The sequence below is a fragment of the Bacillus atrophaeus genome (genome assembly GCF_001584335.1).
GTDB lineage: Bacteria > Bacillota > Bacilli > Bacillales > Bacillaceae > Bacillus > Bacillus atrophaeus.
In genome coordinates this window covers 57,311-70,336 of record NZ_LSBB01000023.1, presented here as the reverse complement: position 1 = coordinate 70,336, position 13,026 = coordinate 57,311, and the positions used below count along the sequence as shown (strand labels likewise).

The following is a 13,026-nucleotide window of genomic DNA, read 5'->3' as shown; positions in this document are numbered from 1 at the left end:
AAACAGGGATCAACACACCTTTATACAGCCAATTGCCGATCGTTTATCGGTGATTGGCTGTTTAGTTTCGTTTGAATACGAATTTGTTATCATCATGGATGTATTCTTTGACAGTGCGTTCGGAGATGGCGGTTGTCATTCGATCAATGCTGTTAAGATAGAACGTTTCAGACTTTAGTGAGGAATGAAACGATTCGATGGAGGCATTATCAGCGGGCGTCCCTTTGCGGGACATACTCATGGTAATGCCTTTTGTTTTAACAGCTTTCTGATACTCGTAAGATGCATATACAGAGTCTTATTCTTGATATTCAACTCCTGCCTGATCTCTTTTACAGGCACCCTGCCAATCTCATTTCTACAGCCTTCTGTTTGACCTCAACCGGATAACTCACTCTTGTCCCTATAAAAAAACACCTCCAAGTCTTATTTCAGATAACAACTATCTGTTTTCAAACTTGAAGGTGTTTTTTATTTGTCTCATCTTTGGGGGGCAGTCCCGAACATTGCAATGAATTTTTTATCTTTTTCGGACTAAACGGTCTAATATCTTTTGGCCGTTTAGTCTTTTTTTTGCAGAGCAGCTAAATTGAATAAGTCATAAATCCGGCATTTGGCTCATACATGTTAAAGTCATTGTTTTTTGAGAAAGGAGGAGACAGTATGAAAGACGATCAATCGTTTACACCCATCAAATCCTACAAACCCTTTCACAGCCGCTTTGATCCCTGTCCGCCCATAGGGAAGAAATATTACAGAACACCGCCTAATCTCTATACGAATTACCAGCCTGTTCATTTGGAGCAGTTTTCACCGATGGAAGCATTAAGGAAAGGCACCCTTTGGAAGGATCTCTATGATTATTATGAAAATCCTTATCGAGGGGGAGACAAACATGGCAAAAAAGATTGACGAGGAGTACTACCGGTTGCTGGAACAGATTCAGGCGGCGGATTTTGTGCTTGTTGAGCTGAGCCTTTATCTTGATACACATTCTGATGATCATCAGGCTTTGCAGCAATTCAACCAATATTCCGGTTACTCAAGGCATTTAAAGAGAAAATTTGAAGCATTATACGGACCGCTCTTGCAGTATGGAAACAGCCCGGCCGGCGACGAGTGGGATTGGAATCAGGGGCCATGGCCGTGGCAAGTATAAGGAGGAATCATCAATGTGGGTGTATGAAAAAAAGCTACAATATCCTGTAAAGGTCAGCACGTGCAATCCGACGCTGGCCAAATACTTAATCGAGCAATATGGCGGCGCGGACGGCGAATTGGCGGCGGCTCTTCGTTACTTAAACCAGCGCTACACCATACCTGACAAAGTGATCGGGCTGCTGACTGATATAGGGACCGAGGAGTTCGCCCATTTGGAGATGATTGCGACGATGGTGTATAAGCTGACAAAGGATGCGACCCCTGAGCAATTGCGTGAGGCCGGGCTTGGCGACCATTACGTCAATCATGACAGCGCGCTTTTTTATCACAATGCCGCCGGGGTTCCGTTTACCGCCAGTTACATTCAGGCAAAAGGCGATCCGATCGCGGATTTATACGAGGATATCGCAGCGGAGGAAAAAGCGCGGGCGACCTACCAATGGCTGATTGATATTTCTGATGATCCTGACTTGAACGATTCCCTCCGTTTTTTGCGTGAACGTGAAATCGTACACTCTATGCGGTTCAGAGAAGCAGTTGAGATGCTCAAGGAAGAACGTGACAGGCAGAAACTTTTTTAAGTGCTGGGGCTAGGTACCAGTGCGTTTTTTTAGTGGGACGGCCTCTGGTTTGCGCTCTCTATGTCTTTTATGCCTGCCGTACTTTCATTTATAATAAAGGCGTGCTTGGATATAGGATGAAGGAGGCCTTTATGACATCTTTTAAAATCACTGAAACGGATGTAGACAGATTCCATATTTGTGAAGCGAAGCGTGAGGATGCGAAAGAGGTGGAGGCGCTGCTTGTTCGCACTGCTGAATGGCTTCGTGAACAGGGATCAAGCCAATGGAGCGGATTATTGGAGGGGAAGGACACTCATAATATGCTTGGTTCCATTGCCGACGGACATGTTTTTCTCTTTAAGGAGGCGGAGGCATTGGCCGGAGTGGTGATGCTGCTGCCGCAGCCCAGTGAGTGGGACAGAGAGCTTTGGGGTGATCAGGGGCATGAGGAATCCATCTATCTGCACCGCTTGGCCGTAGACCGTCATTTTTCCGGCCGGAAGCTGGGAGAAACGATTTTATCATGGGCCGAGACGGGCGTTTTCTACCCGGGGAAAAGCCGGATTCGTCTCGACTGTGTGTCTGAGAATGGTGCGCTCAATGCGTTCTATCGCCGGATGGGGTATCAATTGATAGAGAGACGACATTCAAGCGGTTTTTGTACATATGAAAAAGTGATCTCGACAAGCTGAAGCATCCTGTGGGTGCTTTTTTGTTTTTCGTTCATATATATAGAAATTGTATAATATTCACAAATGAAGGTAGAAGAAAGAGAGGTTCTCAGATTCATGGTATTTTTTTATTGTATTGGGATCGTTACCTTTTTTATTGTTGCTCTTTTATCAGTATGGTTTCGAAAAAAATATCCTCAGAAGATGTGGCCGGAATGGATGTTAATCTGCCTGTTTGCGCTCAGCTTCCTTACAGTCTTGTACAGTATTTTTGTTGTTGGCGGCTGGGAAGGCATGGGGCTCGGGCTTATCGCGATTTTTGTTTTCTTTGGAACGGTTGCCGGATACGCGGCTGAGCGGGTCTTGCGGCTGATGAAAAGCTGCCGGAAATAGGCTTTCAGATGAGAAAAGGTTCGCATCCTGAGATGAGCGAGCCTTTTATTTGTTGGGTGGGAACAGCAGGACTTTTTTTTCGGAAGCAGAAATATACTAACACAACATTGTAAGCGTTTTCTATATAAAGAAAGGTGATGACATGGTACACAGCTTAACGAATGGTCTGCATGGTTTTTGTGTTTGGGTGATGCGTCTGGCTTATCTGAATCTGCTTTGGCTTTTGTTTACACTTGCGGGGCTTGGGGTTGCCGGATTGATGCCTGCAACGGCGGCGATGTTTACCGTGACGAGGGAGTGGGTGAAGGGCAATCCTGATGCGTCCGTGTTTTCTGTATTTCTGCGTGCGTATAAAAAAGAGTGGGGGCGGTCGAATGCGATTGGACTGATACTCGGCCTGACGGGTGTGTTTCTTTATGCGGATATACAGATTGCGGCGGGGATGAACCAGCCTCTCCTTGTGAATGTATTTATGAGCATCGGCTTGATATACGCGTTGATTCTTTTATACGTGTTTCCGGTGTATGTTCACTATGATGTGAAAATCAAAGAGGTGCTGAGCTTCAGTTTTCTGATTGCCTTCAGCAGGCCTGCGGTAACGCTTGGAATGGCGGTAAGCGCTGTCGGTGTGCTGTTTCTTGTGTTTTTCCATATGACGTTTCTGCTGTTTTTTAGCGGCAGCGTGCTCAGCTTTATCTTAACAAAGCTCGCTTTTAAGGCGTTTTCAGCAGTTGATCGCCATGCAAAAGAAAAGGCGGCGTGATGGGAAAACTCATTGGTTTTTACAGGCGGCTGAAAATCAAAGATAAGCTGTTTGTTTTTATTTTATTGATTATGGCGGTGTCATTTCTGTTTGTATACAGCGGAGTGCAGTATGCCTTTCATGTGTATGATGAACAGATTTACCGCAAGTCTTCTGATGTGCTGCGGATGTCTTCTAAAAGCATTGAAGACGAGTTGAAGAAGATTGAAGAAATGTCGTATGAGATCATGGCGGATGAACAGATTCAGGCGCATCTTCAACATGTACAGGATCATGATAGTGCTTATACTCAATACAAAATGAAAAGAGACTTGTGGGATAAGCTTGGGGAATACGCGGGAGAAGAAGCATACATCGAGTCGATCCATTTGTACGATAAGAACGGTACTGAGTATGCGGCCGGCAGCAGTTCAGCCGATCTTGGGGAGAAGCAAAAAAACGCCGTCTTTGAAAAAGCAAAAGCGAAGAAAGGAGCTAATCTGTGGCTGGCACTTGGCGATTCACAGCCTCTTTTGATATCAGCCAGGCAAATTAGATCTTATCACCAGTTAAGCTTGGAGAATTTAGGCATGATCGTGATCCAGGTGAATTTGAAACAGATCATCCATGACCTGCCGAAGGATTGGGGCGACTCGGTCGGAGATATCGCCATTGCGGATCAGCAAAGCATCGTTTATTCAGAAAATTCCTCCGCCCTTATGAAAGATATCAAAAACCATATTCCCGCGCTTCCGGGTTATGAAATCAAGAAAGAGAATGGCAAGCGCTATTTTATCTCATCCCTTCCATCATCCTACCAAAACTGGAGCTATTACAATGTCCTCCCATTTGACGATATGTTCGCGAAAATCACTTTTATGAAAACGGTGCTTGGGATTTTCTTTCTGTTGTTTTTCAGTATAGTACTGCTTCTTGGCAGAAGAATCGCCAACAGCATCACAGGGCCGATTGAACAGCTTGTCTCGGCTATGAAGGCGGTGCAATCCGGCGGTCTTGAGGCGGGAGCATCTTTGGCGCTGCCTGAGGATACCCAGGATGAGGCGGGCATGCTGAATCGTCATTTTACGATGATGATGAAGCGGATTAATGAGTTAATCGAAGAAAATGTCGAGAAACAATTGATTATTAAAGAAACGGAATGCAAAGCGCTTCAAGCTCAAATCAATCCCCACTTTTTATACAACACGCTTGAGTCGATCAACTGGCTGGCAAAGGCTAACCAGCAGAAGCAAATATCAAAAATGGTGGAATCGCTCGGTTATTTGCTAAGGAACAGCATTAATATGAAAAAAGATACGGTCACGATTGAGGAGGAGGCAGAGATTGTTCTGCATTATATGACCATTCAGCGGTTTCGGTTTGAAGAGCGTTTGAACTTTACACTGGATATTGATGAGGAGGTAAAGCATTGCTTGATCCCCAAACTCTCCCTCCAGCCTCTTATGGAAAATGCGATTCAGTATGCGCTTGAGCCCTTTACCCGTCCGTGCGCCATCCGGCTTCGTGCAAAACTGGAGGCGGGGCATGTGGTTTTGACTGTAGAAGACAACGGCCCGGGAATGGATAACCGCATTCTTGAAAAAACGGGCGGACGGGGAATCGGGCTTCAAAATATTCATGACCGGATCAGGCTGACATTTGGCGGCCAATATGGGCTGACCATACAAAGCGGGGAAGGAAAGGGCACAACAATCCTTATAAAAATACCATGTCAAAGGGGGATGGCGTGATGTATAAGGTTCTGCTGGCAGATGATGAAAGAATCATTCTTGACGGAATCGCCGGCATTATCGAATGGGATTCCATCGGAACCTCTTTAATCGGCAAAGCGCAAAACGGTCTGGACGCCTATGAATTTATTATGCAGTATAAGCCTAATATCGTCATCAGTGATATTAAAATGCCCGGCATGAACGGGCTTGAATTGATCGAAAAAGTTTCATCCGAATGTCCGTCTGTTCAATTTATATTGCTGTCGGGTTTCGGCGAATTTGAATATGCGAAGCAAGCCATGAAGTACGGCGTCAAGCACTATTTAGTGAAGCCTTGTAATGAACAGCAAATTATCAGTTCGCTGAAGGAGATCATTGCCGAATTCAAACAGAAAGAGCGGCGGGAGAAGGCGGCCGAATGTTTGAAGGACGAGCTTGAACATATTCGGTCATACGCAGCCAATCAGTATTTGGAGGGCCTTTTAACAGGTGTGAAGAATCAAGCGCCTCCGCTTGCGGTGCAGGATAAGACAATCAATCTGATTCTCGTAAAAACAGACGCAGCCACACAAAGTTATCAAACGGCTAAAGAGGCGTTCGGTTCTGATCTGACGGCTTTTTGCCATCTCGGGGATTATGCGATTTTGGCTGTAGAGGCACAAAGAAACGAAGAGGTTTTGGAAAAAAAGCTGGCGGTGTGTTTTGAGGGCTGTCAGCTGACTATCAGCCGCGCGGGTGAGCTCCGTCATGCAAAGGACCTGTTTGAGGAAATAACGGACGCTTACAGCGAGTCGAAGCATTCTGCCTTGATATCTAAAATGGTTAAGCTTGTGCGCGGTGAATTGGGCAATCCGCATCTTTCTCTCAAATGGGCGGCGAAGGAGATGCTTTATATGAATCCCGATTATCTCGGGAAACTATTTAAGCAGGAAACGGGCGAGAAATTTTCCGCTTACGTCACCAGAACCCGGGTTGAACATGCGATGAAGCGGATGAAAAGCCGCAAAGATGTGAGTGTCTCTGATATAGCGGAAGAGATTGGCTTTGGGGATAATCCGAAGTATTTCAGCCTTGTGTTTAAAAAATATACCGGCTTGACGCCGTCAGAATATCGTAAAAAACAGAGAGGCGCTTCTGTCAGATAGCCATCTCTGTTTTTTTAACTTTTCTCACTGTTTTTTGAGTGTTTCGCTTGACCGAGACGCTTTAAAATAAAATGTAAGCACTTACATAAAAGGGGGGATGGGGTTTGAAAAAGGTTGCTATCGTTTTTCTTACAGTTGTGTGCGCCTTTGTTTTCAGCGGATGCAGTTCAGCAGGTGAAGAGGCTTCAGGAAAAAAAGAAGACATTACACTCAGGATCGCTTGGTGGGGCGGCCAGCCGCGTCATGATTATACAACGAAGGTCATTGAATTGTATGAAAAAAAGAATCCGCATATCCATATTGAAGCGGAGTTTGCCAACTGGGATGATTATTGGAAAAAGCTTGCGCCAATGTCCGCAGCCGGCCAGCTTCCTGACGTGATTCAAATGGATACGGCTTATCTGTCCCAGTACGGAAAAAAGGGGCAGCTTGAGGATTTGACGCCATATACGAAGGACGGAACAATTGATGTCAGTTCGATCAAACAAAATAAGATGTCGGGCGGTATGTTAGACGGAAAGCTGTACGGGTTTACGCTTGGGGTTAACGTCCTATCGGTCATCGCCAATGACGAACTTTTGAAGAAAACGGGCGTTGCGATTGACAGTGAAAACTGGACATGGAGCGATTATGAAAAACTGGCTTATCAGGTGCAGGAAAAAACAGGCGTGTACGGGTCAAACGGCATGCATCCGCCGGATATTTTCTTCCCTTATTATTTACGAACAAAGGGCGAGCGTTTTTATAAAGAGGACGGCACGGGCCTCGCCTATCAGGATGATCAGCTATTTGTTGATTATTTTGAACGGCAGGTGAGGCTTGTCAATCAGAAAACCTCTCCGACACCGGATGAAAGCGCGCAGATTAAAGGGATGGAAGATGATTTTATTGTGAAAAGCAAGTCGGCGGCAACATGGAATTATTCCAATCAATATGCGGCATTTGCCCAGTTGACCGACGCCCCGCTTTCACTCTATCTGCCGCCTGAGCAAATGAAGGAAAAGGCGCTGACGCTGAAGCCGAGTATGCTGTTTTCAGTACCGAAAAGCTCAGAGCATAAAAAAGAGGCTGCGAAATTCATTGATTTCTTTATTAATAGTGAAGAAGCAAACCTTCTGATCAAAGGGGAGCGGGGCGTTCCGGTGTCCGACAAGGTGGCAGAAGCGATTAAACCGAAGCTGAATGAAGAGGAGACAAAAATCGTGGAGTATGTCGAAGCCGCTTCGAAAAACATCAGCAAGGCGGACCCGCCGGAGCCTGTGGGAAGCGCTGAGGTCATTAAGCTGTTAAAGGATACGTCAGATCAGATTCTCTACCAAAAAGTGACGCCTGAAAAAGCGGCGAAGACATTCAGAAAGCAAGCAAACGACATTTTAAAGAGAAATAATTAACGGGGAATGGGGATGACGGCCATGACGAAAAGCCGGAGTATCAGAAAAGACAATCTGGCGGGATACGCGTTTATTTCTCCGTTTATTATTGGGTTCTTATGTTTTACGGTGATTCCGATGGGCGCGTCTTTGTTTCTGTCGTTTACAAGCTATGACTTGTTTACAACGCCGAAGTGGATTGGGCTTTCCAATTATAAAGAAATGTTCACAGGAGATGAAAAGTACTGGCAATCGCTGAAGGTCACCTTTACGTACGTACTCGCCGGGGTTCCGCTCCGCCTCGGCTTCGCCCTCTTTATCGCCGTGATTTTAAACAATGCAGCGAAAGGGACGGCGGTGTACAGGACGCTCTTTTATCTGCCTTCGATCATCGGCGGAAGTGTTGCTGTTGCAATTATGTGGCGCAATATTTTCGGAAATGACGGGGTCATCAATGCGCTGCTGTTTTTTGTCGGCATTGATCAGAAAATTCTCTGGTATCAAGATCCGGCGAGCGCCTTATGGACGTTGATTCTGCTGTCCGTCTGGCAGTTCGGTTCCTCCATGCTGATCTTCTTAGCCGGGCTGAAGAACATTCCGCCTTCCTACTTGGAGGCGGCGAGTGTCGACGGGGCCAATCGGGTGCAGCGTTTTGTGAAAATCACGCTTCCCATGCTGACGCCGATTATTTTCTTTAACCTGGTGATGCAGACGATTTCTGCGTTTATGACCTTTACGCCAGCCTATATTATTTCAAAGGGCGAGGGCGGGCCGCTTGACGGGACGCTGCTGTATTCCCTGTATTTGTTCCAGCGGGCGTTTAACTATTTTCAAATGGGCTACGCTTCTGCCATGGCATGGGTCATGCTTCTCATTGTCGGGCTGATTACGCTCATTTTGTTCAAGACCTCTTCATATTGGGTGCATTACGAATCGAAGGAGGAATAACGGATGGAGCCGGTCAACCAGCCTGTCAAGAAAGCCCCGGCGTTGTATAAAAGAAAAAAATCCGGTGGCATCAGGCCCAAACGCATACTGTTCCATGTTTTCACCGCATCATTGGCGGTTGTATTGCTGTATCCCGTCATTTGGCTGTTTGTCAGCTCATTTAAGGAAAGCTCCAGTATCTTTGCAACTTCTCATTCTCTCATTCCCGATCCTTTTATTCTCAGAAATTATGCAGAGGGGTGGAAGGGAATCGCCGGCCAGCCGTTTCTGACTTTTATTAAAAACTCGGCCATTCTTGTCGGGCTGTCAACGATCGGCGCCGTCTTGTCATCCGCTGTCATTGCGTACGGATTTGCGCGGATTCCGTTTAAAGGAAAAGCTTTTTGGTTTGCGTGCATGATGGGCACGTTAATGCTGCCCCATGAAGTGCTGATGATTCCGCAATATATTATGTTCGCGAAGCTTGATTGGCTGAATTCGTTTAAACCGATTGTCGTTCCCCAATTTTTCGGGCATGCGTTTTTTATCTTTTTAATGATTCAATTTATCAGGACGATTCCGAAGGAGCTTGATGAAGCCGCCCGTATTGACGGGTGCGGGCGGTTCGCTTGTTTTTGGAGGATCATTCTGCCGCTCATTGCCCCGGCGCTTGCAACGTCAGCGATTTTTTCTTTCTATTGGAAATGGGAGGAACTGATCCAGCCCCTGCTTTATTTGAATAAACCGGAGCTGTATCCCGTTTCTCTCGCTTTGAAACTCTTCTTAGATACTGAAACGGCTTCAAACTGGGGGGCGATGTTTGCGATGTCCGCCGTCTCGTTATTGCCCGTCATACTCGTATTCTTTTTGTTTCAAAAATATATCGTCCAAGGCATCAGCACAAGCGGATTAAAATAAAAGGGAGTGGAATTCATGGCACAGCTTATGTTTGATGAAGAAAGGGTAACATCTGTCATCGACCGGATTGTCAAGCGGACGTTTCAGATGGATTTCGGCTGGGATTGGCCCGGAGGCGTAGCTTTTTATGGAGTGGCGGAAGCTTATGAAGCCACTGAAAATGAGGAATATATTCATCTCTTAAAAACGTGGGTGGATGAACAGCTTGAGGATGGGCTGCCGCCGCTTTCGATCAACGGGGTGTCCATCGGCCACACGCTGCTGTTTCTGCATCAGGTGACAGGGGATAATGTGTATCTCGAAACGGCGGGTGAGATGGCTGAATATGTTCTCCATAAAGCGCCGCGCTTTGGCGAAGGCATCCTTCAGCATACGGTCAACTCGGCGGATTATGTGTTTCCTGAGCAGGCGTGGGCGGATACGCTGATGATGGCGGGGCTGTTTATGCTGAGAATCGGCCGGGTGATGGAGAGGGAGGATTATTTTGAAGACGGCTTGCGCCAATTTCACGGGCATGAAGACGTGTTGCAGGACCCGCTGACAAATCTTTACTATCATGCTTGGGACAATAAGGCGAAAAACCATCTGTCCGGAATTTTTTGGGGCAGGGCGAACGGCTGGGCTGCGCTGACGATGGCAAAAGCGCTGTCGCTTATCGAAGTGACACATCCATCATTTATGATCATTGACGGATCGCTGAGGGACCAGCTGAGCGCGCTTGTCAGGCTTCAGGATGATTCAGGATTATGGCATACGATCGTAAATGATCCGGATTCTTATTTGGAGGTATCGGCTTCCGCAGGTATTGCCTCCGCATTGTTATCAAGCGGAAAGTTATATACGAAATACATTCAAAAGTCGCTTGCGGCCATTCTTGATGCAGTGGAAGAGGACGGCAGGGTCGGCAGAGTATCCGCCGGAACGGCTGTCATGAAGGATGCCGGCGGGTACAAACAGGTGCCATATAAGAGAATTCAAGGGTGGGGGCAGGGCCTTGCGCTGACGTTTCTCGCTGATGTTCTCAAAACGAAAAAGCACGCTTATCAGTAAAAGACGGCAGCGGGGGGACAGAGATGAAAAAGCAGCCTCAAAACAAAGAACGGGTTTCACGCTGGAAGGGATCATATTTTAAGAGAAACTTTGTTTTAATTTTGCTGATTGCATGTATTCCCGGATTGCTGACAGGCGGGGCCATTTACTTTTTATCTATCGCCAAGGTGGAAGATGAGCTGCAGCGTTCACATGAAGCGCAGGTGGTGCGTGAAGTGAACCGGATTGACGAGAAGCTGGAGGGGCTGGAACTGACGCTCACCCAGCTTGCTTTTGATTCAGCGCTTATGAACGGATTAACCGAAAAAGATGTCGAGAAAGATTTCAAGCTCTCCTATCAACTAACGAAAAGACTGTTTCTCCTGCGTGATCAGCAGCCCTTGATCGAACAGGCTTCTGTCTTTTTGAACAGCCCCCGGCCCCTTTTGCTGAACCCCGAATACAGCCGGATCACAGAAGCGGAGGCGCTTCGTGAGTATCGATCAGTGTTAGCCTCAGACAGCAATATTTATTGGAAGGACACAGACGGCAATTTTGGTTCATCTTCAAAAGCGATGCTTGTCCAGCTCATTCCGGGGTCAGCCGAAAAGCCGTTTGGCGCTGTGATGCTGACAGTGAATCCAAAAGAGATGAAGGCTATGCTGCAAAGTCTGTCTCCTTATCCCGACGGGCGGGCGCTCCTCTTGAATCAAAAAAATGACGTCTTATTCCAAGCAGGGAAAAAGGGAGCGGCTGATTTTAAAAACGCTTTAATACATGAGGTGAAAAATCAGCAAAAGGCGGACGGAAATTTTCAAATGAAATGGGGCGGCACAGTTTACTCCGTCTCCTATGGACACATAAAGCGAATGCATCAGGAGTGGACATACGCATCAGCCGCTCCATTATCCTCTGTTACAGCTCCGATGGTTTTTTTATCAAAATTGATTATCGCAATGATCGTCATATGCCTTGGCTTGGCTCTGTTTATGACGTGGTACGCCTCTAAAAAAATTTATCACCCCGTTCAGCATCTGCTCAGCCTATTTACAGGAGAAGAGAAAAAAGCGTGGAAAGCGGCTGAGCAGGATGAGTTCAAATGGCTCGAAAAAAGGTGGAATGATTTGTCTTCTGAAAGCCGGACGCTTCAGCAACGTATCTCTTTACAAACGCCTCAAATGAAAAAAAGCTTTTTACAGCAGCTCATCCAAGGCGATTTTTACTATCACACAGAAGAAAGCCTCAGGTCACGGATGGAAGACGCCGGGTGGGATATTAGAGATAAATTGTTTCACGTGCTGGATATTCAGATGACGGGGCTGGGGAGTCAGGAAAGCGAATTTTCCGCTGAAGATGAACATTTGGCCGCCTTTATGCTGGCCAACATAACGGAAGAGCTGGCAGCCTCACGATTTCCCCATTTTTCATTAATTGATATCGGACGTCTTTCATTAACCGTTCTTCTCGTGCGGGAACACGGGTCTTCTGTCCGGGATGATATCAGGCCGTTTGCTGGCGACCTGACAAAAGCTATCAATAGGGCGGCAGGATTAAAGGTAACCGGGACGATATCCAGGAAGGCAGGGTATGTGAAGGATATTCCCGCTTTGTATAAGGATGTGAAAATCGGCAAATCACACAGGCATTTCGCTAATCGACATCAGATCATTGATTTACATGACGAGAATCAGCTGGCACAACACCCGGCGCCGTATTATCCTTTTGAGCTTGAAAAACAGATTCTGCAGGCAATCCGGCTCGAGAGAAAAGAGGAGGCAGCAACGCTGATCAGCTTATTTATTAATGAACTGACGGAAAAAGCGGTCAAAGATATGCACGTCCACCCTGCGCTGGTTCAACTTTTTTCCCGCATTCAAGAGGACATTCTGCATTCAGGGCTGTATCCGTCCGAATTGTTCCCAAATAGAGATTTGCTTCGTGACATTTCTGAATTGCGCCACCCGGACCAGGCGGTCTCATGGCTGATGGAAACGGTAGTCAGCCCTTATTTGGCAAAGCTTGACGGCAGGAAAAACAGACAGCAGAAACAACTGACTGAACATGTCATCGCGATGATTCATGATCAGTATATGGCTGATCTTTCTCTTGAAAGCTGTGCGGACGCTGCGGGTACCAATTCGTACACGTTAAGCAAAGCGTTTAAACAAGTGACGGGCACGAATTTTATTGATTATGTCACGGACATCAGAATAGAAAAGGCGAAAGAGCTGCTGGTCAGCACAAATAAAAAAATCCACGACGTTTCGGAAGAAGTCGGCTATCGGCACAGCTATTTTAACCGGATTTTTAAAAAGCAGGTGGGCATGCCGCCCGGTGTCTATCGGCAAATGTATCAGGAAACGTCATGAAGGGA

12 protein-coding genes and 2 pseudogenes are annotated in these 13,026 nt (G+C 46.6%); 13 read left to right on the top strand and 1 reads right to left on the bottom strand.

Translation table 11 applies throughout. The annotated features are described in order from the left end of the window. Nucleotides 1-20 precede the first annotated feature (20 nt). A pseudogene (locus AXI57_RS21155) lies at nt 21-295 on the bottom strand (integrase core domain-containing protein); the annotation flags it as partial. A 368-nt stretch (nt 296-663) separates the two neighbouring features. Between AXI57_RS21155 and cotJA the strand changes: the two are divergent. From cotJA to AXI57_RS19640, 13 genes and pseudogenes are all read left to right on the top strand, one after another. Next, entirely contained in the window at nt 664-912 is a 249-nt protein-coding gene (gene cotJA / locus AXI57_RS19700; protein WP_061671055.1) for a spore coat-associated protein CotJA, read from the top strand. Next, nucleotides 896-1,159, top strand: coding sequence for a spore coat protein CotJB (gene cotJB, locus AXI57_RS19695; RefSeq protein WP_003328405.1), 264 nt, complete (start codon nt 896-898; stop codon nt 1,157-1,159). The genes cotJA and cotJB overlap by 17 nt, the downstream gene beginning before the upstream one ends. Before the next feature lie 13 nt (nt 1,160-1,172). Further along, nucleotides 1,173-1,742, top strand: coding sequence for a spore coat protein CotJC (gene cotJC / locus AXI57_RS19690; RefSeq protein WP_003328404.1), 570 nt, complete (start codon nt 1,173-1,175; stop codon nt 1,740-1,742). Nucleotides 1,743-1,873: 131 nt separating this feature from the next. Further along, nucleotides 1,874-2,416, top strand: coding sequence for a GNAT family N-acetyltransferase (locus tag AXI57_RS19685; RefSeq protein WP_061671054.1), 543 nt, complete (start codon nt 1,874-1,876; stop codon nt 2,414-2,416). A 96-nt stretch (nt 2,417-2,512) separates the two neighbouring features. Next, nucleotides 2,513-2,788 (top strand): YesK-like family protein, encoded by a 276-nt coding sequence (locus tag AXI57_RS19680; protein WP_003328401.1) that lies wholly within the window; start codon nt 2,513-2,515, stop codon nt 2,786-2,788. Between the two features lie 142 nt (nt 2,789-2,930). Beyond that, on the top strand, nt 2,931-3,551 hold the full coding sequence (locus tag AXI57_RS19675; protein ID WP_061671053.1) for a YesL family protein: 621 nt from the start codon (nt 2,931-2,933) through the stop codon (nt 3,549-3,551). Further along, nucleotides 3,551-5,281 carry a cache domain-containing sensor histidine kinase gene (locus AXI57_RS19670; protein ID WP_003328399.1) on the top strand — a complete coding sequence of 577 codons (1,731 nt, stop codon included), beginning with the start codon at nt 3,551-3,553 and terminating at the stop codon, nt 5,279-5,281. The genes AXI57_RS19675 and AXI57_RS19670 overlap by 1 nt, the downstream gene beginning before the upstream one ends. Further along, nucleotides 5,281-6,408 (top strand): response regulator transcription factor, encoded by a 1,128-nt coding sequence (locus tag AXI57_RS19665; protein WP_061671052.1) that lies wholly within the window; start codon nt 5,281-5,283, stop codon nt 6,406-6,408. The genes AXI57_RS19670 and AXI57_RS19665 overlap by 1 nt, the downstream gene beginning before the upstream one ends. A 104-nt stretch (nt 6,409-6,512) precedes the next feature. Next, complete coding sequence (locus AXI57_RS19660) at nt 6,513-7,799, top strand: ABC transporter substrate-binding protein (protein ID WP_061671051.1); 1,287 nt, start codon at nt 6,513-6,515, stop codon at nt 7,797-7,799. Then, nucleotides 7,796-8,726 (top strand): annotated as a pseudogene (locus AXI57_RS19655) (carbohydrate ABC transporter permease); the annotation flags it as partial. The gene AXI57_RS19660 and the pseudogene AXI57_RS19655, both read left to right, overlap by 4 nt. A 3-nt stretch (nt 8,727-8,729) precedes the next feature. Then, complete coding sequence (locus AXI57_RS19650) at nt 8,730-9,623, top strand: carbohydrate ABC transporter permease (RefSeq protein WP_003328394.1); 894 nt, start codon at nt 8,730-8,732, stop codon at nt 9,621-9,623. A 15-nt stretch (nt 9,624-9,638) separates the two neighbouring features. Further along, nucleotides 9,639-10,673 carry a glycoside hydrolase family 88/105 protein gene (locus AXI57_RS19645; protein ID WP_061671050.1) on the top strand — a complete coding sequence of 345 codons (1,035 nt, stop codon included), beginning with the start codon at nt 9,639-9,641 and terminating at the stop codon, nt 10,671-10,673. 23 nt (nt 10,674-10,696) lie between these two features. Next, nucleotides 10,697-13,021: a helix-turn-helix domain-containing protein gene (locus AXI57_RS19640; protein ID WP_061671049.1), complete on the top strand. Its 2,325-nt coding sequence runs from the start codon at nt 10,697-10,699 to the stop codon at nt 13,019-13,021. Nucleotides 13,022-13,026: the final 5 nt, after the last annotated feature.

What these genes read in the sequence shown, in the direction of transcription:
- AXI57_RS19645 (WP_061671050.1), top strand. Translation starts at nt 9,639, where the DNA reads ATGGCACAGCTTATGTTTGATGAAGAAAGGGTAACATCTGTCATCGAC.
- AXI57_RS19670 (WP_003328399.1), top strand. Translation starts at nt 3,551, where the DNA reads ATGGGAAAACTCATTGGTTTTTACAGGCGGCTGAAAATCAAAGATAAG.
- AXI57_RS19675 (WP_061671053.1), top strand. Translation starts at nt 2,931, where the DNA reads ATGGTACACAGCTTAACGAATGGTCTGCATGGTTTTTGTGTTTGGGTG.
- AXI57_RS19665 (WP_061671052.1), top strand. Translation starts at nt 5,281, where the DNA reads ATGTATAAGGTTCTGCTGGCAGATGATGAAAGAATCATTCTTGACGGA.
- AXI57_RS19680 (WP_003328401.1), top strand. Translation starts at nt 2,513, where the DNA reads ATGGTATTTTTTTATTGTATTGGGATCGTTACCTTTTTTATTGTTGCT.
- AXI57_RS19640 (WP_061671049.1), top strand. Translation starts at nt 10,697, where the DNA reads ATGAAAAAGCAGCCTCAAAACAAAGAACGGGTTTCACGCTGGAAGGGA.
- cotJB (WP_003328405.1), top strand. Translation starts at nt 896, where the DNA reads ATGGCAAAAAAGATTGACGAGGAGTACTACCGGTTGCTGGAACAGATT.
- cotJC (WP_003328404.1), top strand. Translation starts at nt 1,173, where the DNA reads ATGTGGGTGTATGAAAAAAAGCTACAATATCCTGTAAAGGTCAGCACG.
- cotJA (WP_061671055.1), top strand. Translation starts at nt 664, where the DNA reads ATGAAAGACGATCAATCGTTTACACCCATCAAATCCTACAAACCCTTT.
- AXI57_RS19685 (WP_061671054.1), top strand. Translation starts at nt 1,874, where the DNA reads ATGACATCTTTTAAAATCACTGAAACGGATGTAGACAGATTCCATATT.
- AXI57_RS19650 (WP_003328394.1), top strand. Translation starts at nt 8,730, where the DNA reads ATGGAGCCGGTCAACCAGCCTGTCAAGAAAGCCCCGGCGTTGTATAAA.